Annotated in this window: 21 protein-coding genes and 1 tRNA gene; 14 read left to right on the top strand and 8 right to left on the bottom strand. The window is 70.2% G+C overall.

The features are described 5' to 3' along the window. Positions 1-31: 31 nt before the first annotated feature. Complete coding sequence (locus tag AYL44_RS05120; RefSeq protein WP_064002130.1) at positions 32-1,162, top strand: alkaline phosphatase family protein; 1,131 nt, start codon at positions 32-34, stop codon at positions 1,160-1,162. 3 nt (positions 1,163-1,165) lie between these two features. On the opposite strand, the gene sepH is transcribed toward AYL44_RS05120, so the two are convergent. Then, positions 1,166-2,188 (bottom strand): septation protein SepH, encoded by a 1,023-nt coding sequence (gene sepH, locus AYL44_RS05115; protein ID WP_064002129.1) that lies wholly within the window; start codon positions 2,186-2,188, stop codon positions 1,166-1,168. Between the two features lie 218 nt (positions 2,189-2,406). Between sepH and AYL44_RS05110 the strand changes: the two genes are divergently transcribed. Then, on the top strand, positions 2,407-2,700 hold the full coding sequence (locus tag AYL44_RS05110) for a DUF4193 domain-containing protein (RefSeq protein ID WP_018186686.1): 294 nt from the start codon (positions 2,407-2,409) through the stop codon (positions 2,698-2,700). 20 nt (positions 2,701-2,720) lie between these two features. On the opposite strand, the gene AYL44_RS05105 is transcribed toward AYL44_RS05110, so the two are convergent. Beyond that, a complete protein-coding gene (locus tag AYL44_RS05105) occupies positions 2,721-3,191 on the bottom strand; it encodes a DUF3093 domain-containing protein (RefSeq protein ID WP_064002128.1) in 471 nt (156 codons plus the stop codon). 12 nt (positions 3,192-3,203) lie between these two features. Between AYL44_RS05105 and dut the strand changes: the two genes are divergently transcribed. The 7 genes from dut to pepN all read left to right on the top strand — a co-directional run bounded on the left by dut (position 3,204) and on the right by pepN (position 13,302). Beyond that, on the top strand, positions 3,204-3,653 hold the full coding sequence (dut, locus tag AYL44_RS05100; RefSeq protein WP_197471582.1) for a dUTP diphosphatase: 450 nt from the start codon (positions 3,204-3,206) through the stop codon (positions 3,651-3,653). Continuing rightward, positions 3,650-4,234: a DUF3710 domain-containing protein gene (locus AYL44_RS05095; RefSeq protein WP_064002126.1), complete on the top strand. Its 585-nt coding sequence runs from the start codon at positions 3,650-3,652 to the stop codon at positions 4,232-4,234. Before dut ends, AYL44_RS05095 begins: the two co-directional genes overlap by 4 nt. After that, positions 4,231-5,010 carry a DUF3159 domain-containing protein gene (locus tag AYL44_RS05090; RefSeq protein ID WP_064002125.1) on the top strand — a complete coding sequence of 260 codons (780 nt, stop codon included), beginning with the start codon at positions 4,231-4,233 and terminating at the stop codon, positions 5,008-5,010. Before AYL44_RS05095 ends, AYL44_RS05090 begins: the two co-directional genes overlap by 4 nt. A gap of 42 nt (positions 5,011-5,052) precedes the next feature. Next, complete coding sequence (locus tag AYL44_RS05085) at positions 5,053-5,694, top strand: LON peptidase substrate-binding domain-containing protein (RefSeq protein ID WP_064002124.1); 642 nt, start codon at positions 5,053-5,055, stop codon at positions 5,692-5,694. Between the two features lie 150 nt (positions 5,695-5,844). After that, entirely contained in the window at positions 5,845-8,709 is a 2,865-nt protein-coding gene (locus AYL44_RS05080; protein WP_064002123.1) for an aconitate hydratase, read from the top strand. A 74-nt stretch (positions 8,710-8,783) separates the two neighbouring features. Next, complete coding sequence (gene dxs, locus AYL44_RS05075) at positions 8,784-10,751, top strand: 1-deoxy-D-xylulose-5-phosphate synthase (RefSeq protein WP_064002122.1); 1,968 nt, start codon at positions 8,784-8,786, stop codon at positions 10,749-10,751. A gap of 28 nt (positions 10,752-10,779) precedes the next feature. Then, complete coding sequence (gene pepN / locus AYL44_RS05070) at positions 10,780-13,302, top strand: aminopeptidase N (RefSeq protein ID WP_064002121.1); 2,523 nt, start codon at positions 10,780-10,782, stop codon at positions 13,300-13,302. A 57-nt stretch (positions 13,303-13,359) separates the two neighbouring features. Here the strand turns inward: pepN and AYL44_RS05065 are convergent, their stop codons facing one another. The 4 genes from AYL44_RS05065 to AYL44_RS05050 form a co-directional block, all read right to left on the bottom strand. Beyond that, positions 13,360-15,501 (bottom strand): 3-hydroxyacyl-CoA dehydrogenase NAD-binding domain-containing protein, encoded by a 2,142-nt coding sequence (locus tag AYL44_RS05065; protein WP_064002120.1) that lies wholly within the window; start codon positions 15,499-15,501, stop codon positions 13,360-13,362. Positions 15,502-15,512: 11 nt separating this feature from the next. Further along, positions 15,513-16,718, bottom strand: a complete 1,206-nt coding sequence (locus AYL44_RS05060) for a thiolase family protein (protein ID WP_064002119.1) — start codon at positions 16,716-16,718, stop codon at positions 15,513-15,515. 72 nt (positions 16,719-16,790) lie between these two features. Further along, on the bottom strand, positions 16,791-17,987 hold the full coding sequence (locus AYL44_RS05055) for a ribonuclease D (RefSeq protein WP_064002118.1): 1,197 nt from the start codon (positions 17,985-17,987) through the stop codon (positions 16,791-16,793). Then, a complete protein-coding gene (locus AYL44_RS05050) occupies positions 17,980-18,561 on the bottom strand; it encodes a DUF3000 domain-containing protein (protein WP_064002117.1) in 582 nt (193 codons plus the stop codon). Before AYL44_RS05050 ends, AYL44_RS05055 begins: the two co-directional genes overlap by 8 nt. A gap of 25 nt (positions 18,562-18,586) precedes the next feature. Here AYL44_RS05050 and AYL44_RS05045 point away from each other — a divergent pair, with 25 nt between their 5' ends. Then, positions 18,587-19,807, top strand: a complete 1,221-nt coding sequence (locus AYL44_RS05045) for an alpha/beta hydrolase family protein (protein ID WP_064002116.1) — start codon at positions 18,587-18,589, stop codon at positions 19,805-19,807. On the opposite strand, the gene AYL44_RS05040 is transcribed toward AYL44_RS05045, so the two are convergent. Beyond that, positions 19,779-20,483 carry a dihydrofolate reductase family protein gene (locus tag AYL44_RS05040; RefSeq protein ID WP_231872729.1) on the bottom strand — a complete coding sequence of 235 codons (705 nt, stop codon included), beginning with the start codon at positions 20,481-20,483 and terminating at the stop codon, positions 19,779-19,781. The two genes, AYL44_RS05045 and AYL44_RS05040, sit on opposite strands and share 29 nt — an antisense overlap. Positions 20,484-20,547: 64 nt before the next feature. Between AYL44_RS05040 and zapE the strand changes: the two genes are divergently transcribed. The 4 genes from zapE (at position 20,548) to AYL44_RS05020 (ending at position 24,459) form a co-directional block, all read left to right on the top strand. Continuing rightward, complete coding sequence (gene zapE / locus AYL44_RS05035; protein ID WP_064002115.1) at positions 20,548-21,579, top strand: cell division protein ZapE; 1,032 nt, start codon at positions 20,548-20,550, stop codon at positions 21,577-21,579. Positions 21,580-21,774: 195 nt separating this feature from the next. Then, positions 21,775-22,992 carry an ammonium transporter gene (locus tag AYL44_RS05030; protein WP_064002114.1) on the top strand — a complete coding sequence of 406 codons (1,218 nt, stop codon included), beginning with the start codon at positions 21,775-21,777 and terminating at the stop codon, positions 22,990-22,992. Between the two features lie 262 nt (positions 22,993-23,254). Further along, positions 23,255-23,710, top strand: coding sequence for a DUF6098 family protein (locus AYL44_RS05025; protein WP_331709478.1), 456 nt, complete (start codon positions 23,255-23,257; stop codon positions 23,708-23,710). Positions 23,711-23,781: 71 nt separating this feature from the next. Continuing rightward, a complete protein-coding gene (locus AYL44_RS05020) occupies positions 23,782-24,459 on the top strand; it encodes an MBL fold metallo-hydrolase (protein ID WP_269454685.1) in 678 nt (225 codons plus the stop codon). A 52-nt stretch (positions 24,460-24,511) separates the two neighbouring features. Here AYL44_RS05020 and AYL44_RS05015 read toward each other — a convergent pair. Beyond that, a tRNA-Val gene (locus AYL44_RS05015) sits at positions 24,512-24,584 on the bottom strand. Between the last annotated feature and the right edge of the window lie 27 nt (positions 24,585-24,611).

Genomic DNA, 24,611 nt, shown 5'->3' with positions numbered 1-24,611 from the left:
CAGCGTTGCGCCGTGTGGAAGACTGACCCGGATGACTGCCAGCCTACCCGCGGACCCGCCCACGGCCCGGAGCCTCACCGGTGTCGTGCCGCAGATCCTGGCCTCGCTACAGGGGCGCGGCGAGTGGTTCGCGCCGGCACGATCGGCGATCGTCGTCATGGTCGACGGACTCGGTCGATCGAACCTCACCGCCCGCGCCGGGTACGCCCGATTCCTCGCCGGACGCATGACGAAGAAGGATGCCGCGCGCACCGTCTTCCCCGCGACGACGGCGGCGGCGCTCACGAGCCTGCTCACCGGGGAGTCGCCGGGCCGGCACGGCCTCGTCGGTTACCGCGTGCGGGTGCCGGGCACCGACCTGGCACCGAATCAGCTCAAGGGCTGGGAGACCGACGGTCTCGATCCGCTCACGTGGCAGCGCTGCGCGCCGATCCTCGAACGCGAGACCGCAGCCGGGCGACCCTGCTTCGTCGTCTCGTCGCCGCGGTACGCCGCGACCGGGTTCACCCGCGCGCTGCAGCGCGGCGCGGAGTTCATCGGGGCCACGACCATAGCGGAGCGCATGGAGCGCTCCGCGGATCTCGCGTTGCGGCATCCTGGCGCCCTCGTCTACACCTACATCCCCGAGCTCGACACGATCGCGCACGCGCGCGGGTGGGAGAGCGACGAATGGTCGGCCGCGCTGGAGACCGTCGACGCGGCGGCGCGCGATCTCGACACGGCGATGGGCGCCCACGCGGGTGCCGTCGTCACGGCCGACCACGGGGTGGTCGACGTCCCGCGGCACCGTCACCTGCTCCTGCAGGACGGCGATCCGCTGGTGGACGACGTCCGCATCGTGGGCGGCGAGCCGCGCATGCTCCACCTCTACACGGAGGAGGGACGCGCGGACGACGTCCTCCGGCGTTGGCACGAGGCCGAGTCCGGAAGGTCCTGGGTGCTGTCGCGCGACGAGGCGGTCGCGGCGGGCCTGTTCGGCGAGATCGTGGACGCGGAGGTGCTCCCTCGCATCGGCGACGTCCTGGTGGCCGCCCGCTCAGCGGTCGCGTACTACGACGACAGGGAGCCGGACAAGCGGCCGCAAAGCATGATCGGGCAACACGGATCCCTCACCGATCAGGAGCGCGTCGTCCCCATGGTGCGGCTGGGGTCGTTCGCCTGACGCTCAGCCGTCCTCGGTGCGGGCGCCGAAGACGATCTCGTCCCACGACGGCATCGACGTGCGTCCGCGGCGGCGCGTCTGCTCGGCCGGAACCTCGCTCGCCTCGGTCTCGGTGGGTGCCGGCTCGTCCGGGGTGGGCTCCTCGGGCGTCTCGAGCGCGTCGAACAGGGCGACCGGGCTCGACGACCGCTGTTCGGCCTGCTCCGTCGGCATCGGCTCGCGCTGTCCGCGGCGGCGGCGGAGCGCCTCGAGGAGGTCGGCCGTCTCCGCGGAGGTCACCGGGGCGTCCGGGGCACGCTTGATCGCGGCCTGCTGGACAGCCGCCGAGGAGGAGGGGCGATCGTCGGTCGCTTCGGCCGCGCCGTCGGGGGCGACGAGCCCGCGGGGACCGAACGATCCGCTGTCGAACCGTGAGGCATCCTTCTGCGGAGCGGTGTCGAGGGCGCGCAGGCGAGGGATGAGGCCCTCCGGGAGGGAGCCTTGCCGGGAGAGCTGCGTCGCGTCGGAGTTCTGGGGTGCGAGCGAGGATCGGCGGGGGTCGAACGACCACCGCGCGTCGTGCTCGACCTCGCCGACGGTGAACTCGAGCTTCACGGTCCAGCCGTTCTGGTCCTTCCAGCTCGTCCACCGTTCGCCGGTCGCGCCCGCCTCGGCGAGCTTCGCGCGCACGGCGTTGCCGAACGTGGGCTGCGCCCCGGGGTCGAGCTCGCCGCCGATCAGCACGGTCACGGCGAGGGCCTGGTCGACGACGTGCTCGCGCTCGGCGAGGACGGGCCCTTCGAAACGCTGGACGTCCTCGACGCGGACTCCGAGCAGCTGGGCGACGTCCTCAGCCGACATCCCGGCACGGATGTGCGCCTGGATGTCGCGGGGGTTGGGGCGGGCGAGTCGAGGTTCGGCGTCGCGCTGCAGGCGGCGCAACTGCGTGCGCAGCGCCTCGTCGACGGCGAGCGAGAAGCGGTCACCGGCGTCGGTCGCGAGCATGAGGCGACCGTCCTCGGTGCCGATCACTTTGAGCTGTTCCATGCGGACGTCCTCCAGATCCAGCGTGTGCGCCCATGGTGTCACGGCGGGCGCCCGGCGACGGGAATATCCGGGGCGTGCCGCGAGTTTGCGGTGAGGCCCCTCCGAAAGGCGGCGGCGACCCGGCGGCCCATTTGCGATTCACGGGTGCGTGATGCAAACTATGGCCGCCCGAACGGGCCGCACCCACTGCAACACCCCGAAAGTTGAGACGTTCTCGCATGGCCACGGATTACGACGCCCCCCGCAAGACCGAAGACGACAGCGAGTCGATCGAGGCTCTGAAGGAACGCGTCCCGGACAAGATGTCCGGCTCGGTCGACGTCGAGGACTCCGACAACCCGAGCGGTTTCGAACTGCCCGGCGCCGACCTCTCCGACGTCGACCTCGACGTCGTCGTCCTGCCTCCGCAGGAGGACGAGTTCACCTGTGTCGAGTGCTTCCTCGTGAAGCACCGCACCCAGATCGACCACCAGACCTCCATCGGTGCCATCTGCACCGAGTGCGCGGCCTGACCGGCCCCGACCTCCAGGTCTCAGCGACCCCGCTGCGCGCGGGTGATCATCGCCGCCACCCTCTCGGGGGTGCGGGACGAGAACACCCACCGCGCCGTGGGGTCGTCCTCGTCTGCGACGGGAACGCGGACGACACCGTCGATGCCTCCGCGCAGGAGGTGCCAGTCGTCGCGGCGGAGGTCGCTGCCGCGGGCGGCCCGCGCGGCCTCGCCGGCGAGGATCTCGGGCTCGCCGAGGTCGCTGACGGCGATGTGCGCGCGGCCCACGCGGAGCTCGCCGTCGCTCACCGAGACGACCGGAGCGCCGGCGATGAGTGCCGAGACGAGGCCCACGCCGACGGCCAGACCGACCACGAGCGCGAGGGTCGTGTCGATCGGCGCGAAGGTCACCGCGGCCATCGGCGCGCACACCGCGGCACTGACCAGCAGCCACAGCGACGGGCTCAGCCGCTCGCGGTACGAGGGGGGAGCGGAGCGGTCGGTGTTGTGCATTAGCCTCGGGGGGTGATGGATACCGTGGACGTTCCCATTATCTCGGCTCAGGTCCCCGTCTACGCGCACCCGGGCGACGCGGGTGCCGACCTCGTCGCCACGGAGCGGGTCCGACTCGCCCCCGGGCAGCGCGCCCTGATCGGCACCGGCGTGCGCATCGCGTTGCCCGAAGGCTACGTCGCCTTCGTCGTGCCGCGCAGCGGTCTCGCGGCGAAGCACGGCATCACGGTGGTCAACTCCCCGGGCACGGTGGATGCCGGCTACCGCGGCGAGATCAAGGTCACGCTGTTGAACACGGATGCCGCAGAGGCGTTCGACGTCGCGCCCGGCGACCGCATCGCCCAACTCATCGTCATGCCCGTCTCGCGGGCGACCTTCCTCCCCGTCGACGCGCTTCCCGACAGTGTGCGCGGCGACGGGGGATTCGGATCCACCGGCTACACGACAGGACAACCCGCATGAGCGACGAGCTCGCCCCCAAGTCGGCACCGAGCGATCGTGCCAGCAACGGTCCCTTCGACGAGGCGGAGGCCAACCCCGTCCGTCCGTACATCGATCTCGGCGGCGTGAAGGTGCTGCCCCGCGAGGGCCTGAACCTGCGTCTCGAGGTCGAGGAGCAGACCAAGCGCATCGTGGCCGTCGGCCTCGATTACGCAGGCTCTACGCTGCAGGTCCAGCCCTTCGCCGCGCCGCGCTCGAGCGGCCTGTGGGAGGAGACGCGTGAGCAGATCCGACAGCAGGTGCGCCAGCAGGGCGGTCGTGTCGAGGAGCGCGAGGGTCCGCTCGGTCCCGAGCTGCTCGCCGAGGTCCCCGTCGCGGGAGCCGACGGCGCGGCCGGCAAGCGTCTCGCCCGGTTCGTGGGTGTCGACGGTCCCCGGTGGTTCCTGCGCGGCGTCATCGGCGGAGCCGCCGCGAGCGACATCGACGCTGCGGCGCAGGTCGAGGACCTCTTCCGATCGATCGTCGTGGTGCGGGGAGCGACCCCCATGCCGCCGCGCGACCTGATCCCGCTGAAGATGCCCGCCTCTCCCGGCAGCGCATGACCGCGTCGCAGGACCAGGGCGGATCCGACGAGCCCTCGACGCCCCGCCCCGACCTCGTCCCCCCGGCCGCATCCGAGGGTGCGACGGCGTCCGAGCTGCTCGGGCAGGCCCTGGGCGGTGCGGCGAAGCGGGCCGGACTGGATCCGGCCGAGGATGCGACGACCGGTCACGTCGTCTGGCGGGCGATGGGGGGATGGCGCGGCATCGCCGAATCCGTCCTCCCCGGTCTCGTCTTCGTCGTCCTCTTCACCGTCACCGGGCAGGACCTCGTCCTCTCGCTCGTGGCGTCGGTGGGACTCGCGGCCGTGTTCACGATCATCCGGCTCCTCCAGCGGTCGCCGGCCGCCGCCGCCTTCGGCGGTCTCGTCGCGACGGGTGTCGCCGCCGCGCTCGCGCTGTTCACCGGTCGCGGCGAGGACAACTTCGTCCCCGGGCTGATCACGAACGCCGCGTACGGCACCGGTCTGCTGATCTCGGCACTGATCGGCTGGTCGCTCATCGGGCTCGCCGTCGGCTTCCTCATGAACGAGGGCACCGCGTGGCGCGCCGACCGACGCAAGCGTCGTGCCTTCTTCTGGCTCACGATCGCGTGGGCGGCGCTGTTCTACGTCCGGCTGGCCGTGCAGCTCCCGTTGTACCTCGCGGGAGAGGTCGCAGCACTCGGCACGCTCAAACTCGTCATGGGTCTTCCGCTGTTCGCCCCGATGGTCGCCGTGACATGGCTCGCGGTCCGGGCGCTGTACCCGCCGCGTGTCCCGCGCCTCGACGAGAGCTGAGGAACCACCCCACCGGCGCCGCCGGGCTGATTGACTGAGCCCATGGACGCCGTGCCGATGTTCCCGCTGGGAAGCGTGCTGCTCCCGCACACGCCGCTCGCGCTGCGCGTCTTCGAGCCGCGGTACCTCACGATGATCGGGCGGCTGCTCGATGCCGACGACCCGTCGTTCGGGGTGGTCCTGATCGAGCGCGGATTCGAGGCCGGGGGCGGCGACGAGCGCGCGATGCTCGGAACCCTGGCGCGCATCGTCCGGGTCGAGGCGGGCGCGGAGGACCTGTTCGTGATCGCGGTGGGAGGGGAGCGGATCGCCGTCGACAGGTGGGGTGAGGACGACCCGCATCCCGTGGCGGACGTGTCACCGGTCGCGCCGCTCGCCTGGGACGAGGACGTCCTGCCGCTGCGCCGTGAGGTAGAGCGCGTCGTGCGTCGTGTCGCAACGTTGGCTGCGGTCCTCGACGAAGCGCGGTGGGACCCGGATGCCGAGGTGGCCGACGATCCCGTCGTCTCGACGTGGCAGCTGGCCGCCATGGCCCCGCTGGGGGAGTACGACCGGTTCCGCCTGCTGAGTTCCACGAGCGTCGCGAATCTGCTCGAACGGCTGCGCGGGATGTGCCTCGAGGAGGAACCAGTCCTCATCGCCCGGATCGCGGATGCCGCCGACACGGACGACGAGGACGTCTGACACACGTGTCGGACGCGTCCGTGAGGTATCTTGATATCAAGATAAATTTCGCCCGTCACGGTAAGGCAGACCTCACTAGCCGCCGGGACCGGGCGGGGCGAAGATGGGAGGGCCGGCTCACGCCGCGCCCGCCGACGAAGGAGAGCACACGTGTCCACTGTTGACAGCTTCGGTGCGAAGAGCACACTCACGGTCGGCGACACCGACTACGAGATCTTCCGCATCGACACCGTTCCCGGCTACGAGAAGCTTCCGTACAGCCTCAAGATCCTCCTCGAGAACCTGCTCCGCACCGAAGACGGTGCGAACGTCACGAAGGAGCAGATCGAGGCTCTCGGGAACTGGCAGCCCGACGCCGAGCCGAACACCGAGATCCAGTTCACGCCCGCGCGCGTCGTGATGCAGGACTTCACCGGTGTCCCGTGCATCGTCGACCTCGCCACGATGCGCGAGGCCGTGACCGCCCTCGGCGGCGACCCCAACAAGATCAATCCGCTCTCGCCCGCCGAGATGGTCATCGACCACTCGGTCATCGCCGACCTCTTCGGCAGCGAGAACGCCCTCGAGCGCAACGTCGAGATCGAGTACGAGCGCAACGGCGAGCGGTACCAGTTCCTCCGCTGGGGCCAGACCGCCTTCGACGACTTCAAGGTCGTCCCGCCCGGCACCGGCATCGTCCACCAGGTCAACATCGAGCACCTGGCCAAGGTCGTCTACGACCGCACCGTCGACGGTGTGCTGCGCGCCTACCCCGACACCTGTGTCGGCACCGACTCGCACACCACGATGGTCAACGGCCTGGGCGTGCTCGGCTGGGGTGTCGGCGGTATCGAGGCCGAGGCCGCGATGCTCGGCCAGCCCGTCTCCATGCTGATCCCGCGCGTCGTGGGCTTCAAGCTGACCGGTGAGATCCCCGCCGGCGTGACCGCCACGGACGTCGTCCTCACGATCACCGACATGCTCCGCAAGCACGGCGTCGTCGGCAAGTTCGTCGAGTTCTACGGCGAGGGCGTCGCCCAGGTGCCGCTCGCCAACCGTGCCACCATCGGCAACATGAGCCCCGAGTTCGGCTCGACCGCCGCCATGTTCCCCGTCGACGACGTCACGCTCGACTACCTGCGTCTGACCGGTCGCGACGAGCAGACCGTCGCGCTCGTCGAGGCGTACGCGAAGGCTCAGTCGCTCTGGCACGACCCGGCGCGCGACCTCAGCTTCAGCGAGTTCATGGAGCTCGACCTCTCCACGGTCGTCCCCTCCATCGCCGGCCCGAAGCGCCCGCAGGACCGCATCCTGCTCTCCGAGGCGAAAAGCCAGTTCGAGAAGGACATCCTCAGCTACGCGGATGCCGCCGAGGAGGACTCCGTCGAGATCGAGGGCACGTTCCCGGCCTCCGACCCCGGTACCGCCCCGGGTGTCGAGCACGAGACGGTTTCGGCCGAGGGCGTCTCGCACCAGCACGACCACGAGCACGTCCCCTCGATGATCTCGAGCGGTGCCCGCCACGCGGCATCCAAGCCGGTCAAGGTCACGACGCCCGACGGGCAGTCCTACCTCCTCGACAACGGCGCGGTGACCCTCGCGGCCATCACCTCGTGCACGAACACGTCGAACCCGTCGGTCATGATCGCGGCGGGCCTGCTCGCCAAGAAGGCCACCGACAAGGGCCTGAAGCGCAAGCCGTGGGTCAAGACGACGCTCGGCCCCGGCTCGAAGGTCGTCACGGACTACTACGAGAAGTCCGGGCTCGACAAGGCGCTCGAGGCGCTCGACTTCTACACCGTGGGTTACGGCTGCACGATCTGCATCGGCAACTCGGGCCCGCTCATCGACGAGGTCTCGGCGGCCATCAACGAGAACGACCTGGCCGTCACCGCGGTGCTCTCGGGCAACCGCAACTTCGAGGGTCGCATCAGCCCCGACGTGAAGATGAACTACCTCGCGTCGCCGCCCCTGGTCGTCGCCTACGCCCTCGCCGGGTCGATGAACTTCGACTTCGAGACCGACGCCCTCGGAAAGGACGCGGACGGCAACGACGTGTTCCTGAAGGACATCTGGCCCTCGCCCGACGAGGTGCAGGAGGTCATCGACCACTCGATCTCCCGCGAGCAGTTCATCAAGCAGTACTCGACCGTCTTCGACGGCGACGAGCGCTGGAAGAATCTGCCCACGCCCACCGGTCCCGTCTTCGAATGGGACGAGGACTCGACGTACGTCCGCAAGGCGCCGTACTTCGACGGCATGGAGCGCACCCCCGCACCGGTCACCGACATCTCCGGCGCGCGCGTCATGGCGACCCTCGGCGACTCGGTGACGACCGACCACATCAGCCCGGCCGGGAACATCAAGGCGGGCACCCCCGCCGCCCAGTACCTGACCGAGCACGGGGTCGCGCAGAAGGACTTCAACTCCTACGGCTCGCGCCGCGGGAACCACGAGGTCATGATCCGCGGCACTTTCGCCAACATCCGCCTGAAGAACGAGCTCGTGGCCGCCGTCAACGACGGCAAGGTCGTCGAGGGTGGATTCACCCGCGACTTCACGCAGCCGGGCGGCCCGCAGTCGTACATCTACGACGCGAGTCAGAACTACCAGGCGCAGGGCTCGCCGCTCGTCGTCTTCGGCGGCAAGGAGTACGGCTCGGGCTCGTCGCGCGACTGGGCGGCCAAGGGCACCAGCCTGCTGGGCGTCAAGGCGGTCATCACCGAGAGCTTCGAGCGCATCCACCGCTCGAACCTCATCGGCATGGGTGTCGTGCCGCTCCAGTTCCCCGAGGGGGAGAGCTGGAAATCGCTCGGCCTCGACGGCACCGAGATCGTCTCGATCACGGGTCTCGAGCAGCTCAACGAGGGCGTCACCCCGAAGACGGTGAAGGTCGTCGCCGAGCCCAGCGAGTTCTCGCCCGAGGGCAAGCAGACGATCGAGTTCGACGCGGTCGTCCGTATCGACACCCCTGGTGAGGCCGACTACTACCGCAACGGCGGCATCCTGCAGTACGTGCTGCGTTCGCTCGTCTGAGGTCCGTTGTCAAGAGGACCCCGGCTCCGCGTGGAGTCGGGGTCCTCTCGCGTACGGCCACGTAGACTCTGGACATGAGTCTTCTCGAGGGAATTACCGGTCCACGTGACCTCGACCGATTCTCGAGCGAGGAGCTCCACATCCTCGCCGACGAGATCCGGACCTTCCTCGTCGAGAACGTCTCCCGCACCGGCGGTCACCTCGGCCCGAACCTGGGCGTCGTCGAGCTCACGATCGCGCTCCACCGAGTGTTCGACTCGCCGAACGACCCGATCATCTTCGACACGGGGCACCAGTCCTACGTCCACAAGCTGCTCACCGGGCGACAGGACTTCTCGAAGCTCCGCTCCCGCGGCGGTCTCGCCGGCTACCCGCAGCGGTCGGAGAGCCCGCACGACGTCGTCGAGTCCTCGCACGCGTCGAGCTCGCTCAGCTGGGCCGACGGCGTCTCGCGTGCCCTCACCCGCACCGGGCGCAAGGACCGTCACGTCGTCGCCGTCGTCGGTGACGGATCGCTGACGGGCGGGATGACGTGGGAGGCGCTCAACAACATCTCCGACGACAACGACCGCAACCTCGTCATCGTCGTCAACGACAACGGCCGGTCGTACGCGCCGACCATCGGTGGCATGGCCCGCTACCTCAACCGCGTGCGCACCGCCGACAGCTACCAGACGCTGCGTCGCAGCTCCGCGCACGTCTCGCGCCTGTTCGGCCCGATCGGGCGCGCCGTCTACCGCGGTGTGCGCGGCGGCACGCACGGGTTCCTCTCCCGGTTCACGAACAACATCGCGCTCTACTCCAACCTCGACATCAAGTACCTCGGTCCCGTCGACGGGCATGACCTCGACGCGATGGAGGAGACCCTCCGCCTCGCGAAGGAGTACGGCGCCCCCGTCATCGTGCACGCGATCACCGACAAGGGGCGCGGCTTCGAGCCGGCTCGGCGCGACGAGGCCGACCAGTTCCACGCGGTCGGCAAAATCGACCCCGTCACGGGTGAGCCCATCGGAGCATCGGATGCCGCGGCGTGGACCGACGTGTTCGCGGACGCCCTCGTCGACGCCGGCGACCGGCGCGAGGACATCATCGCGATGACCGCCGCGATGCTCCGCCCGACCGGTCTGCAGCCGTTCGCCCAGCGGTTCCCCGACCGCGTGTACGACGTGGGCATCGCCGAGCAGCACGCCGTCGCCTCGGCCGCCGGACTCGCCTTCGGCGGACTCCACCCCGTCGTCGCGATCTACGCGACCTTCATGAACCGCGCGTTCGACCAGGTCATGATGGACGTCGCCCTCCACAAGGCGGGCGTCACCTTCGTCCTCGACCGCTCGGGTGTCACCGGCCCCGACGGCCCCAGCCACCACGGCATCTGGGACCTCGCCATGCTGCAGCTCGTCCCCGGCATCCGTCTGGCGGCACCCCGCGACGGCGAGCGGCTGCGCGAACTGTTCGACGAGGCCATCATGGTCGAGGACGCCCCGACCGTCGTGCGCTTCCCGAAGGGGTCCGTACCCGACGCCCTCGAGGCGATCGAGCGGCTCGAGGACGGTACCGACGTCCTGTACCGCAGCGGTGCGGAGGACGTGCTCCTCGTCGGCATCGGACCCATGGCCCACCTCGCCGTCGACGTCGCCGGACGTCTGCGCGCGCAGGGGATCGGGTCGACCGTCGTGGATCCTCGATGGGCCGTGCCCATCCGCCCCGCGATCGTCGACCTGGCGGCATCCCACCGCCTCGTGATCACGATCGAGGACGGCATCCGCGTCGGCGGCGTCGGCACCCGCGTCCGGCAGGTGCTGCGCGAGGCCGGTGTGTCGACCGCGGTCGATGAGCTGGGGCTCCCCGACGAGTTCATCGACCACGCCAGTCGCGAGCAGATCCTCGCGGATGCGGGGCTCACGGCACCGAAGATCGCGCAGGACGTGGTCGCTCAGGTCCTCGGCACCCGCGTGCCGATCGCCCGGCAATCGACCGACGAGGCGGTGTGGTCCTCGCAGGACGTCGAACTGCGCGGCCCCGCCGACTCCGCTTCGGACTGACGTCGCGCCTGCGTGACAGCATGGAGGGATGCAGACACCGCAGCATCCCGGCGATGAGAACCTGAGTCGAGAGGATGCCGCGGCCCGCGCATCCGTCGTCACGGTCGAGGCGATCGAGGTCGACCTCGACGTGCGATCGGCGTCCGACCCGGCGCGCGAGGACTTCGAGACGCAGAGCATCCTCCGCTTCGACGCGGCGACCTCCGAGACGTGGGTGGACTTCCTGGGCGCGTCGGTCGACGAGGTGGAGATCAACGGGGAGACCCGAGCGGTCGATTGGGACGGCGCCCGCATTCGGCTGACGGGCCTGGCCGAACGCAACACGGTGCGGATCCGCGCGCGCGGCCGGTACAGCCGGTCGGGTGAGGGTCTGCACCGCTTCACCGACCCGGTCGACGGCGCGGTGTACCTCTACACGCAGTACGAGCCGGCCGACAGCCGCCGGGTTTACCCCTGCTTCGAGCAGCCCGATCTGAAGGCGCGGTGGACCTTCCACGTCACGGCCGCGGGCGACGGTGTCGTCCTCTCCGGCGGTGCGGAGACCGGGCGCACCGACGTCGACGGCGGCGTGCGGGTCTCGTTCGCCGAGACGCCGCCGCTCTCGAGCTACGTCACCGCGGTCGCGGTGGGCCCGTATCACCGTGTGGACGGTGTGTGGCGAGGCGAACGCCAGAGCGTCGACCTCGGGGTGCTTTGTCGTGCCTCGCTCGTGGAGCACCTCGACGCGGACGAGATCCTCGACATCACCCGTCGCGGTCTGGACTTCTTCACGAGCGCGTTCGACCAGGACTACCCGTGGGGCAAGTACGACCAGATCTTCGTCCCGGAGTACAACCTCGGCGCGATGGAGAACCCCGGACTGGTGACCTTCACCGAGGCGTACGTCTTCCGGGGAGCGGCGACGGCGGCGCAGCGCGAGGCCAGGTCGAACACGATCCTGCACGAGATGGCCCACATGTGGTTCGGCGACCTCGTGACGATGCGGTGGTGGGACGACCTGTGGCTCAAGGAGTCGTTCGCCGACTTCATGGGGACCCACGCCAACGTCGCGACGGGGCTCCACCCGGATGCCTGGGTCACCTTCGCGAGCCGGCGGAAGGGCTGGGCGTACGTGCAGGACCAGCTGCCGACGACGCATCCGATCGTCGCCGACATCCCCGATCTCGAGGCGGCCAAGCTCAACTTCGACGGGATCACCTACGCCAAGGGCGCCTCAGTCCTCAAGCAGCTCGTGGGCTTCGTCGGCGAGGAGGCGTTCTTCCGCGGAGTGCGCCGCTACTTCGCGGCGCACGCCTACGGCAACACGACGCTGGAGGACCTCCTGGCGGCTCTCGAAGAGGCCTCGGGCCGCGACCTGCGGTCGTGGAGTGCCGCGTGGCTCGAGACGACGGGTCTGCCCACCCTCACGACCGAGCGCGCCCCCCTCGCGGTCGCGCAGGACGTCGCCAGGCCCCATGCCGTCCGCGTCGCGCTCTGGGACGACGAGGGCGGGCGGCTCGTGGCCCGCGGCGACGTCGCCGTCGACCTGTTCGAGGAGCGGACGGTCGTGACCGCCCCCGTCCTGCCCGACGCCGCGTTGGTCGTGGCGAACGTGGATGACCGGTCGTACGCGAAGGTGCGGCTCGACGACCGGTCGCTCGCCGCAGTCCAGGAGGGTCTGTCGACCATGCCGGATGCGGTCGCGCGGGGCGTCGTGTGGGCTGCACTGTGGAACGCCGTCCGGGACGGCGAGCTCGCGGCATCCGTGTATCTCGCCATCGCGGCGCGGCATGCGCCGCAGGAACCGCACCCCGCCCTGCTCGCGGACGTCCTCGCCCACGCGGCCTTCGCGGTCCGCCACTACGTCCCGGACGCCGTCCGTCCCGCGGCGGCGGACGCCTGGCTCGACACCGCCGGGGCCGCGATGGACGCCGCGGCCCCCGGTTCGGACGCGCAGCTCATCTGGGCGCGTGCCGTCGGGGCGGCCGCTGAGCTGTCGGACGGTCGCGCCGAGCTGATGACGGCGATCCTCGACGGGCGGGCCCCGGCTCCCGAGGGACTCGCGCTCGACCCCGACCTGCGCTGGGGGTGGGTGTTCGGACTCGCCGCCTCGGGCCGGGCGGACGCGACACGGATCGAGGAAGAGGCGGCGCGGGATGCCACGTCGTCGGGCCGCACGGCGCGTCTGGCCGCTCTCGCGGCTCGGCCCGAGGCATCCGTCCGTGCCGATGCGTGGCGCGCGGCGTGGGACGACCCGACCCTGACGAACGATCACCTGGACGCGGTCATCCGGGGCGTCCGGGCGGGCGCGAGCCGTCCACTCGTCGCGGCGTTCGACGACGACTACTTCGTCCGGATCCTGCCGGTCTGGCGCTCGCGCAGCATCGAGATCGCGTCGCGTCTCGTGCGGGGGCTGTTCCCCGCCACGGAGGACACCGCGGCGGTCGACGCGTGGCTGGCCGAACATCTGGACGCGCCGGGCTCGCTCCGCCGCATCGTCGTCGAGGAGCGCGACCACCTGGCGCGCGACCTGCGGGTCCGTGCGGCCCAGGCGGTGCTCGAGGCACGCTGACACAGGGGAAGCGGCCCCGGGGATCCACCCCGGGGCCGCTCCCGTCCTGCCGTCCGATCAGGCGATGCCGCGGATCGGCGGGTGGTGGAACGTGTCGCCGAACACCCGCTCGCTGGCGCCCTCCCGGTCGAGGTACGGCGTGGCGCCGCCGTCGATGAAGGGCCACCCCGCACCGAGGATGAGGCAGAGGTCGATGTCCTCGACCTCGGGCACGACGCCCTCGTCGAGCATCAGCTTGATCTCCTGCGCGAGGCCGTCCTGCACCCGGCGGAGGATCTCCTCAGCGGATGCCGGCGTCGACCCGGTCGCCTTCTTCGCGACCTTCTCCGCGGCCTTCGTGAAGCCGGTCACCCGGCCCCCCTTGTCCTTCTCGACCACCGCGTCGAGCGCGGCGAGCTCGTGGAAGTTCTCGTTCGCGTAGAAGCGGTCGGGGAAGGCGCGCACCATCGTGTCCTGCACGTGCGCGGCGACCTTCCAGCCGACGAGGTCGATGAGCTGGAACGGCCCCATGGGCAGGCCCAGCGGAGCGAACGCCTTCTCGACGTCGGCGACCGGGGTGCCCTCGTAGACGGCGCGGGCCGCCTCGCCCATGACCTTGGCGAGCAGGCGGTTGACGACGAAGCCGGGCGCATCGGCGGTCAGGACCGCGTTCTTGCCGAGGCCCTTCGCGACGACGAACGCGGTCGACAGGGCGGCATCCGAGGTCTGCGGCGTCTTCACGACCTCGATGAGCGGCATGACCGCGACCGGGTTGAAGAAGTGGAAGCCGACGAGCCGCTCGGGGTGCGCGAGCTTCGCGCCGATCTCCTCGACCGACAGCGAGGACGTGTTCGTCGCGAGGATCGCGTCCTCGGCCACCACGGCCTCGATCTCGGCGAACACGGCCTGCTTGACGCCGACCTCCTCGAAGACGGCTTCGATGACGAAGTCGCAGTCCGCGTAAGCGGACTTGTCCGTCGTCCCGGTCACGAGGGCGCGCAGCTTGTTGGCGGTGTCGCCGTCGAGCCGGCCCTTCGCCTCGAGCTTGCCGATCTCGTCGTGGATGTACGCGACACCCTTGTCGACGCGCGCCTGGTCGAGGTCCGTGATGAGCACGGGCACCTGCAGCTTGCGCACGAACAGCAGCGCGAACTGGCTGGCCATGAGTCCCGCACCGATGACGCCGACCTTCGTGACCTTCTTCGCGAGAGCCTTGTCGGGCGCACCGACCGGCCGCTTCGCGCGCTTCTGCACGAGGTCGAACGCGTACATGGATGCCGCGAACTGGTCGCCCGTGACGAGCGAGGCGAGCGCCTCGTCCTCCCGCGCGAAGCCCTCGGCCTTGGTGCCGCTCTTGGCCTTGTCGAGCAGGTCCAGAGCCACGTACGGCGACCGGGGCACTGTTCCGATCTTCGACTCGAGCATGCCGCGGGCCATCTTGATCGCGATGGGCCACTTGGTGAGGCGCTCGATCTTGCCGGGGGCGTTCTTACGCTCGACCTTGACGGCGCCGGTGAGGACGTCGTCGGCCCAGCGCAGCGACGATTCGAGGTAGCTCGAGGCGGGGAAGATCGCGTCCATGATGCCGAGTTCGTACGCCTGCTGCGGCTTAAGCACCCGGTTCTGCTTCAGCGGGTTCGAGATGACGACCTCGAGGGCGTTCTCGATGCCGATGAGGTTCGGCAGCAGGTACGCGCCGCCCCAGCCGGGGATGATCCCGAGGAAGACCTCCGGGAGGGCGATCGCCGCAGCCGAGGCATCCACCGTCCGGTAGGTCGAGTTCAGCGCGATCTCGAGGCCGCCGCCGAGCGCGAGCCCGTTCACGAACGCGAACGAGGGCACGCCGAGGTCAGACAGCTTGCCGAGCACGTGATGGCCGAGCTGGGCGATGAGTCGCGCGTTCTCCACCGAACCGACGTTGCTGACCTCGCTGAGGTCGGCGCCGGCGGCCAGGATGTACTGCTTGCCGGTGATGCCGACGGCGTCGATCTCGCCCGCGGCCGCGCGCGCCGCCAGGGTGTCGAGCGTTGCGCCGAGCTCGGTGAGCGTCGCCGGGCCCAGCGTGTTGGGGCGGGTGTGGTCGCGGCCGTTGTCGAGCGTGATGAGGGCGAGGACCTTGCCGCTGGCGAGCGTGATGTCGCGGACGGGGGAGTGGGTCACGACCTCGCTGTCGGAGAGGGCGAGAAGGGGCGAGAAGTCGATCCGGTCGTAGTTCGTCATGGTCGGCTGCCTCACTTCTTCTTCTTGCCGTTGTAGTGCGGGTTCTCCCAGATGACGGAGCCTCCCTGTCCGAGGCCGACGCACATCGCGGTGAGGCCGTAACGGACGTCGGGTCGCTCCGCGAAGTGCGCCGCCAGCTGGATCATGAGGCGGACACCGGATGCCGCCAGCGGGTGCCCGAGCGCGATCGCGCCGCCCCAGGGGTTCACGCGCGGATCGTCGTCGGCGATGCCGAAGTGGTCGAGCAGCGAGATGACCTGCACGGCGAAGGCCTCGTTCAGCTCGAACAGGCCGATGTCGTCGATCGTGAGGCCCGCCTTCTTCAGGGCCTTCTCGGTCGAGGGGATCGGGCCGATGCCCATGATCTCGGGCTGGACGCCCGCGAAGGCGAACGAGACCATCCGCATCTTCGGGGTGAGCCCCAGTTCCTTGACCGCGCCGCCGCCGGCGAGCAGCGACATGGTCGCGCCGTCGGTGAGGGGGGAGGATGTGCCGGCCGTCACGCGACCGTGCGGGCGGAACGGCGTCTTGAGGGCGGCGAGGTCCGCCATCGTCGTCTGCGGACGACGGCCCTCATCCTCGGTCGCCAGTCCCCACGCGCCTTCGGCATCCTTCACCGCGACGGGCACGAGGTCGGGCTGGAACTTGCCGGCTTCGTAGGCGGCCTGGGCCTTGTGCTGGCTCAGCATGCCGAACCGGTCGGAGCGCTCCTTCGTGAGCTGCGGGAACCGGTCGAAGATGCGCTCCGCCGTGACTCCCATGTTGAGGGCGCCGGGATCGACCATCTTCTCGGCGACGAACCGCGGGTTGGGGTCGGCGTTGCCGCCGATCGGGTAGTGCCCCATGTGCTCCACACCGCCCGCGAGCGCGACGTCGTACATGCCGACGCCGATCGCCCCGGCCATCGTGGTGACGCTCGTCATGGCGCCCGCGCACATCCGGTCGATGGCGAAGCCGGGGACCGTCTGCGGAAGCCCCGCGAGGATCGCCACCGACCGCCCCAGGGTCAGCCCCTGCTCGCCGGTCTGGCTCGTCGCGGCGATCGCGACGTCGTCGACGCGCTCAGCCGGGACGTCGGGGTTCCGTTCCATGAGGCCGATCGTCGCCTTGACGGCGAGGTCGTCGGCGCGCGTGTTCCAATACATGCCCTTTTCGCCCGCACGCCCGAACGGGGTGCGCATTCCGTCGACGAAATAGACGTCCGAAAGCTCGGCCACACTGCCTCCAATGATTGGGTTCCCACCCAGCCTAAGGAGGCCGCGATACCGCGAAAATCGGTTGGGTCGAACCTACGAAGCGGTCTCGGATGCCGCGTCGGGCACCTGCACGGAATCGACAAAGGCCGTGGCGATCACCTGTGCAGTCTGTGCAATCTGCCACGGGCGCGCGCCCAGTTCGCCGAGGGCGTCGCCGATCGACTCGGCCGTCACCTCGGCCGGCGGATGCCAGGCCACGCGGCGGAGCAGGTCGGGCGTCAGGAGGTTCTCCGTCGGCATCCCCAGCTCTTCGGCGCGCGCCTCCACGAGAGGCCGGGCGGCCTTCAGGCGCGCGTCCGCCGCGGGGTTGCGGTCGGCCCATGCGCGAGGCGGCGGCATTCCGTCACCCGGGCCGCGCTCGGCGGGCAGGGCGGGATCGGCGCGCCCCGCCTCGATGGCCGCCCACCAGCGGTCCAGCTGGCTGCGGCTCGCGCGTCCCGTGAACTCCTTCACGCGGGCGAGGTCCTGCTTGGTCGCGGGGTCCGCGATGACGGCCGCGACGAGCGAGCGGTCGGGCACGAGCCGGCCCGGAGAGACATCCTCTTCGCGGGCGTAGTCCTCGCGGGCCTGCCACAGCGCTCGGGCGACGGCGAGAGCGCGGCGACCGCGCACCGTGTGGAGCCCGCTCAGCCGGCGCCACGGCTCTTCCCGCGGCGGCTTGGGCGCGCGGGTGCGGACTGCCTCGAACTCCTCCTCGGCGAAGGCGGTCTTGCCCTGTTCGTCGAGTTCGGTCGCCAGGGCGTCGCGGACGTCGATCAGGTGCAGCACGTCCAGCGCGGCGTACTCGAGCCAGCCCTGGGGGAGCGGCCGCGTCGACCAGTCCGCGGCCGAGTGCGCCTTGGCCAGAGTGATGCCGAGCGTGTCCTCGACGACGGCGCCCAGACCCACCCGATCGTGACCGAGCAGTCGGGCGGCGAGTTCGGTGTCGAAGATGCGGGGCGGCTCGAGTCCGGCCTCGCGCAGCGACGGCAGGTCCTGGCTGGCCGCGTGCAGCACCCACTCCTCGTCGCCGATCGCCGCCTGCAGGGCGGAGAGGTCACCGATCGCGGGCGGGTCGAACAGGAACACCTCGCTGCCGCGCCGGTAGACCTGGATGAGGTAGGCGCGTTGCGAGTAGCGGAAGCCCGACGCCCGCTCGACGTCGACGGCCACGGGGCCGTGACCGGCCGCCAGGCGCGACGCTGCGGCCGCCGCCGCATCCAGATCGGCGATGACCTCGTATTCAGCCACGTGTACTCCGCTGTCCGCCGAACACGGCGATGTTCTCCGAACCCGGGGGGAGCCCTGCCAACATGCAGACCAGCTCGCCCCAGGCGTCCATGTGACCGGTCGGATCCCCGTCGGGGGACCACGACGCGCGGAGTTCGATCTGCGCACCGTCGCCCTCGGCGGCCAGCGTCCCGAAACCCTTCGAGAGGGTCTTGGTCGCTGTGCCGGATGCCGCGTGGAACGTCGCTCCACGCGCTGCGAGGGCATCGATCAGCCATGACCAGGCTACGTCGGCCAGCAGAGGATCGGTGCCGATCTCGGGTTCGAGAGGGGCCTGCGCGAAGCAGACGATCCGCCAGGGGCCGCCCCAGGCATCCGGTTCGGAGGCGTCGTGGAGGATGACGATCCGGCCCGTCCCGTAGGGGGATTCGCCGTCGTCGTCCGGACGCACATCGCCCGCGAAGGCGATGGCCTCGGGGGCGAGGGATGCCGGTGCGGCGATCTCGCGCACGACGAAGTCCTCGCGGAAGTGCAGGGCGCGCAACGCGTCGCTCACAGCGAGGAACTCCGGCGTCCCGGTCGGGGGTTCGGTCACGGCGACAGACTAGAGTGAGGGCACCATGAAGGCTTCCAGGCGCGCCGTCCCCGACGCGGCCCGACCCGGGACCGTTCCCACGATGCGCAGTGCCGTCGTCGCGCTCACCACCGCGCTCGTCAGTACGACGGGACTGCTGGCGCTCCTCGCCGGTCGCGTCGCGCGTCGCGTCGTGACGCTCTCCGCGCGAGTGCCGGACACGACCCTCGTCGACGTCGACGTCGCCGCGCAGACCATCACGCTCTCGCGCTCGGCGGACACCGTCCTGCCGGGGCGCTACGGCCTGTTCACCACCGGGACGCAGAGCTACATCAAGCTCGGCACCGTGCTCGCCGCGGGGACGGACACCGTCACCCGGAAGCTCCTCACCCAGATCGACGAGTCGGATCGCCTCGACGCCGCCGCCGCCTTCAGCGGGTGGTACTTCTCCGATCCCGCCGAACTCCACCTCCCGTTCGAGGAGGTCTCGGTCAGCACCTCGCTCGGGTCGTGCCCCGCGTGGGTGTTCCCCGCGGAGGGCGGGAGCGACGTGTGGGCGGTGCACATCCACGGACGCGGTACGACGCGCGCGGAGACCCTGCGTGCCGTGCCGGTCTTCCATGCCGCGGGGATCACCTCGATGCTCACCTCCTACCGCAACGACGCGGACGCCCCGCGCAGTCGCGGGGGGAGTTCGGCACTGGGCGCGACCGAGTGGCGCGACGTCGACCGTGCGATCGGATACGCCCGCCGGGCCGGGGCGCGGCGCATCATCCTCATGGGGTGGTCGATGGGCGGCGCGATCGCGCTGCAGCTGGCGGCGGGATCCGCCCACCGCGACCTCATCGCCGGTGTCATCCTCGACTCGCCCGTCGTCGACTGGCGCCGCGTGCTGACGCATCACGCCGACCTCACCCGCATCCCGCGCCCGCTGACGCATCTCGCCCTCGAGGCGCTGACCCGCCCGTGGGCGTCGTCGCTGACGGGGGCGGGCGACCCGATCCCGTGGGACCGTCTGGACGTTCTCGCCCGGGCGGACGAGCTCGTCGCACCGATCCTGATCCTGCACAGCGCGGCGGACGACTTCGTGCCGCCGGCGGCCTCCCGTGCGCTGCGGGATCGACGTCCCGACCTCGTCACGCTCGACGAGTTCGAGGGGGCCCGGCACACGAAGCTGTGGAACTACGACGAGGAGCGCTGGACCTCGGGCATCCGCGACTGGCTGTCGGCGCGGGGCCTCACCGGCGACGCAGACGCAGGTAACTGAATCCGTCGTCGTCGACGAGCACGCCCGCGGGTGTCGTGTCGACGGCGTCCGCCAGCGGCAGGAACGGTCCGGCGCTCGGGACCAACCGGGGCGCTGCCGTGACGCAGTACTCGTCGACCACGTCGGCCGCGGCGAACTGTCCGGCCAACGACGGGCCGCCCTCGCAGACGATGCGTCGGATACCGCGGTCGGCGAGTGCGGAGAGGATGCCGGGCACCGGCATCCGTCCGTCGTCCAGCCCGACGCGGACGATGGTGACACCGGGCACGGCGCGGGGGGCCGGTGCGTCCGGGGGCAGCAGGAGGAGCACCTGGTCGTCGGGTCCGTCGGCGGCGGGTTCGAGTCGGTGCCCGGCGAGGTCACCCGCTCGCGACACGACCACGAGGCGGGAGCGACGGGGGAGGACGTACCCCTCGGCTCGCACGGTCTGCGCTCCCACGACGACGGCGTCCGCGCCCGCGCGGATGACGCCCAGGATCGCGCGGTCGGCGCGGTTCGTGAGGGTGTCGCTCGTGCCGTCCGGGCCGACGGCCGACCCCGTCAAGGAGGTGATCATGTTGAGGCGGACCCAGGCGTCCGCGGCCGGCGCGTACCGGTCGGCCAACCATGCGCGCCCCTCGGGCGTCGCGGCATCCACCCGCTCCCCGGTCGACGGCAGCACCTCGGTCACCCACACGCCGCCATCCTCGCACGCACTGCGGGCCGCGAACGGGACTGCGCCCGGCGGCTAGGCTGGTCGGGTGCCCCTCACCTCCTCCGGAACCACGCACCTGAGCGAACGCGATCCGAAGGTGAGCGGTGCCGAGATGGTCGCCGCTCTCGTGCCGCCGCCGCAATTCGACGGGGCCACCTTCGAGACCTACCGCGCCGACGAGGCCTATCCCTCCCAGCAGGAGGCCAAGGACCTGCTCGAGGTCTTCAGCTCGGGTCGTGGGGCACCCGCCGCGCGGGGAGGGTTCTTCCGACGCGCCAAGCGCGAAGCGCCGATGAAGCCGGGCGTGTACCTCGACGGCGGCTTCGGTGTCGGCAAGACCCACCTGCTCGCCGCGATCTACCACGCGATGCCGGCACGCCGGAAGTACTTCGGCTCGTTCATCGAGTACACCGCGCTGGTCGGGGCGCTGGGCTATCAGAAGACCGTCGAACTCTTCCGCGGCGCGGACCTGCTGTGCATCGACGAGTTCGAGCTCGACGATCCGGGCGACACGATGGTGATGACGCGACTCATCGCCGAGCTCGTCCCCACCGGCACGAAGCTCGCCGCCACCTCCAACACCCCGCCGAACGCCCTCGGTGAGGGTCGGTTCGCCGCGCAGGACTTCCTGCGCGAGATCCACGCGATGGCGGAGCACTTCCAGACGATCCGGATCGACGGCACCGACTACCGGCAGCGCGCCGTCGACGGTCACGCGGTCGTCCTCGACGACTCCGCCTACGAGAGCGCGATGACGGATGCCGCGGCATCCGCTCTCGTCTCCGATGACGACTTCGGGGCGTTCATCCGACACCTCGCCTCGGTGCACCCGTCGCGGTACATCCGCCTCATCGAGGGGATCGGGACCATCGGCCTGCGGAACGTGGTCGGATTCGACGACCAGTCCGCTGCCCTGCGCTTCGTGGCGTTCGTCGACCGCGCGTACGACGCGCAGATCCCGATCCGCGCCACCGGGACTCCGCTCGATTCCGTGTTCCGCGAGGACATGCTCGCCGGCGGATACCGCAAGAAGTACCTCCGCGCCGTCTCGCGCCTGGTGGCTCTCACCCACTCGTAAGGCGCAGGACGCCTCACTCGCAGAGGCGGGAAACGTGATGTTTACCTGCTCGACCCGCTCGTAACCGGCGCGAAACACGACGCATCCCGCCGCGGAAACTCGACGGCGCCAAACTGATCGCGCCCGACAGCGATGCCTACCCGAATGAACAGGCGCGCCGGGACCGAGTTACACAACACATGAGTGAGGAACTTCATGGACAGCGGAAACCTCGCGTGGTCTGTCGCCGCGACAGCCCTCGTACTCTTCATGACGCCGGGCGTCGCGTTCTTCTACGGGGGTCTCGTCAAGGCCAAGAGCGTCGTGAGCATGATGATGCTCAGCTTCGGCGCCATGGGTCTCATCGGCGTCCTCTGGATCCTCTTCGGGTTCAACATGAGCCTCGGCGGAGGCACGTTCGCCTTCTCCGGTAACCCCTTCGCCGACTTCGGGCTCGCCGCGGCGGACAGCGACACCCTCGTCGGCGCCACGTACGGAGCCACCTTCGCGATCATCACGGTGGCCCTCATCTCGGGTGCGATCGCCGACCGCGCGAAGTTCGGCGCATGGATGATCTTCGCGGGTATCTGGGCCACGGTCGTCTACTTCCCCGTCGCGGCCTGGGTGTGGGGCGACGGCTGGATTTTCAACTGGGGTGACAACACGGGGCTGCCCGGAGTCATCGACTACGCCGGTGGTACCGCTGTCCACATCAACGCCGGTGCAGCCGCTCTCGCCCTCGCGCTGGTTCTGGGCAAGCGGGTCGGGTTCCAGAAGGGCATCCACAAGCCCCACAACGTGCCACTCGTCATGCTCGGTGCCGCGATCCTCTGGTTCGGCTGGTTCGGCTTCAACGCGGGTGCCGAGGGCACCTTCGGTCTGCTCGGCACCGACGACCAGGCCGTGGGCACCATCGTCATCAACACGCTCGGCGCCACCGCCGCCGCGATCCTGGGTTGGACTCTCGTCGAGAAGCTCAAGGACGGCAAGGCGACGTCGGTCGGCGCAGCCTCCGGTGCAGTCGCCGGTCTCGTCGCCATCACCCCCGCGTGCGCCGCTCTGGCGCCGGGATGGGCGCTCCTGCTCGGTGTCATCACCGGCGCGGTCTGTGCCCTCGCGATCGAGCTGAAGTGGAAGCTCGGCTACGACGACTCGCTCGATGTGGTCGGCGTGCACCTCGTCGGCGGTGTCATCGGCACCCTGTACCTCGGCTTCTTCGCGACCGGCACCGGCCTGTTCACCGGTGGTGACGCGGGCCAGCTGATCTCGCAGACCGTCGCCGCCTTCGTGGTCCTCATCTACTCGTTCGTGGTCGCCTTCGTCATCGGCTTCGCGATCGAGAAGACGATCGGCTTCCGGGTGAAGAACGAGGACGAGATCGCCGGCATCGACACCGTCGTCCACGGCGAAGAGGGTTACGCTCTCGTCGACTGATACGCACCACGCACCGAAAGGGCGCCGCGGACGAATCCGCGGCGCCCCTTCCGCGCGTGGGACGGTGTCTTGCGCTCGTCCCGTCTCCCGCCCCGGGTTGGCGGGAAAGCGCATGCCGGTGCTTGCCGACGCGGCCGATGGAGGATGAGAGAGGACGAGGATGTCCCGCATCCGCACGACCACCGCCTAGAGCGGCGTTCAACGAGGATCTCGGAAAGGAACTCGGTCTCGGTACGAAGACCGTCGATGCCGCGGTGGGCGCATTCTTCGCCGAGGCGGAGGTGATCCTCGCCAACTGAGGAACTGCATCGCTGGTCCGCGCCTGGCCGAACTCGCCGCACTCGTGCGTTCCTGCCCAGGCCTCCACGTGCGATGGTCCGAAGGGCCTGGGCAGGATGCGGAGCGCACGAGCATCGACGCCGAGAGCGGGCTCCGATTGCCGGGACTCTCGGTCAATCCTCCGGACGCCGAAGGCTGGTGGACCCGCCCGCTCGAGGATTGGCTCGCGCGCCAGCTGTCGCAGTATCGGCACCTGCAGGACGAGAACCCGGACCGCTTCGCGTGGATCCTGCGGGGTGAGTTCGCCGGTCGGGGTCCCGACTGTGAGCCGCTGCTTTCGAATCCCGAAGCGGTCGCGATCCTCGACGAGCAACTGCTGCAGGAAGCGGAGGACCGCCACCGCGGCGAGTTCGACGCGGGTCGGGGGCCGGAGGGATGAGGACTGCGACGCCCTGGGTCGAGGATCGTCCCGGCTTCTTCCGGATGACAGTGGCGGCCACGAACTGCTAGGTGATCCGGGATGCCGACGGCGTGACACTCGTGGACGCCGGACTGCCGGCGACGGGGAAGGTCCTCGACGCCCTCCTCGGCGACCTGGGCCTGCGACGCCGCGACATAGATGCCGTCCTCCTCACGCACGCGCACTTCGACCACGTCGGGCTCGCCCACGGACTGCGGGCGACGGGGGTCCCCGTGCGTGTTCACCCGGGGGATCGTCGGCTGGCGCGGCATCCGTACCGTTATCGTCCGTCGGTCGCTCGGATCCCGTATCTCCTCACCCACCCCGGCGGGCTTCCTGTGATCGGTCGGATGGCCGTGGCGGGCGCGCTGGCCGTGCGCGGCGTGGAGGCGGAGTCGTCAGTTCCGTCCCGCGGAGTCCTGGACGTGCCTGGCCGTCCCAGCGTTGTGCACACACCTGGTCACACCGATGGGCACTGCGCCTTCTTCTTCGCGACGCGTGGCGTCCTGCTGTCCGGCGACGCGCTCGTCACGCTGGATCCGTATACCGGCAAGCGCGGTCCGCAGATCGTCGCCAATGCGGCGACGAAGGATGCAGCGACCGCGCTGCGCTCCCTCGACGCGCTCGAGGCGACCGAGGCGGGGGTGGTGCTGACGGGTCATGGGGACCCCTGGATCTCGGGGATCGCCTCAGCTGCTCGACGGGCCCGGGCCGTCGGTCCACACTGATCCGGACAAGAGCGAAGCCCCGGTGGTCTGAGACCTGCCGGGGCTTGTTCGGTGGGCGATGCCGGACTCGAACCGACGACCTCTTCCGTGTGAAGGAAGCGCGCTACCAACTGCGCCAATCGCCCGAATGACACTCGGGCCGGTGTCCGAGC

This window comes from Microbacterium oleivorans (assembly GCF_001644225.1).
GTDB classification, from domain to species: Bacteria; Actinomycetota; Actinomycetes; order Actinomycetales; family Microbacteriaceae; genus Microbacterium; species Microbacterium gawkjiense.
This window is presented reverse-complemented; position numbering and strand designations above follow the sequence as displayed.

Coding starts and splice junctions, on each gene's coding strand:
- AYL44_RS05065 (WP_064002120.1), bottom strand. CDS start 15,501: ATGACGAACTACGACCGGATCGACTTCTCGCCCCTTCTCGCCCTCTCC.
- AYL44_RS05120 (WP_064002130.1), top strand. CDS start 32: ATGACTGCCAGCCTACCCGCGGACCCGCCCACGGCCCGGAGCCTCACC.
- AYL44_RS05110 (WP_018186686.1), top strand. CDS start 2,407: ATGGCCACGGATTACGACGCCCCCCGCAAGACCGAAGACGACAGCGAG.
- AYL44_RS05085 (WP_064002124.1), top strand. CDS start 5,053: ATGGACGCCGTGCCGATGTTCCCGCTGGGAAGCGTGCTGCTCCCGCAC.
- dxs (WP_064002122.1), top strand. CDS start 8,784: ATGAGTCTTCTCGAGGGAATTACCGGTCCACGTGACCTCGACCGATTC.
- AYL44_RS05045 (WP_064002116.1), top strand. CDS start 18,587: ATGAAGGCTTCCAGGCGCGCCGTCCCCGACGCGGCCCGACCCGGGACC.
- pepN (WP_064002121.1), top strand. CDS start 10,780: ATGCAGACACCGCAGCATCCCGGCGATGAGAACCTGAGTCGAGAGGAT.
- AYL44_RS05090 (WP_064002125.1), top strand. CDS start 4,231: ATGACCGCGTCGCAGGACCAGGGCGGATCCGACGAGCCCTCGACGCCC.
- sepH (WP_064002129.1), bottom strand. CDS start 2,188: ATGGAACAGCTCAAAGTGATCGGCACCGAGGACGGTCGCCTCATGCTC.
- AYL44_RS05105 (WP_064002128.1), bottom strand. CDS start 3,191: ATGCACAACACCGACCGCTCCGCTCCCCCCTCGTACCGCGAGCGGCTG.
- AYL44_RS05030 (WP_064002114.1), top strand. CDS start 21,775: ATGGACAGCGGAAACCTCGCGTGGTCTGTCGCCGCGACAGCCCTCGTA.
- AYL44_RS05095 (WP_064002126.1), top strand. CDS start 3,650: ATGAGCGACGAGCTCGCCCCCAAGTCGGCACCGAGCGATCGTGCCAGC.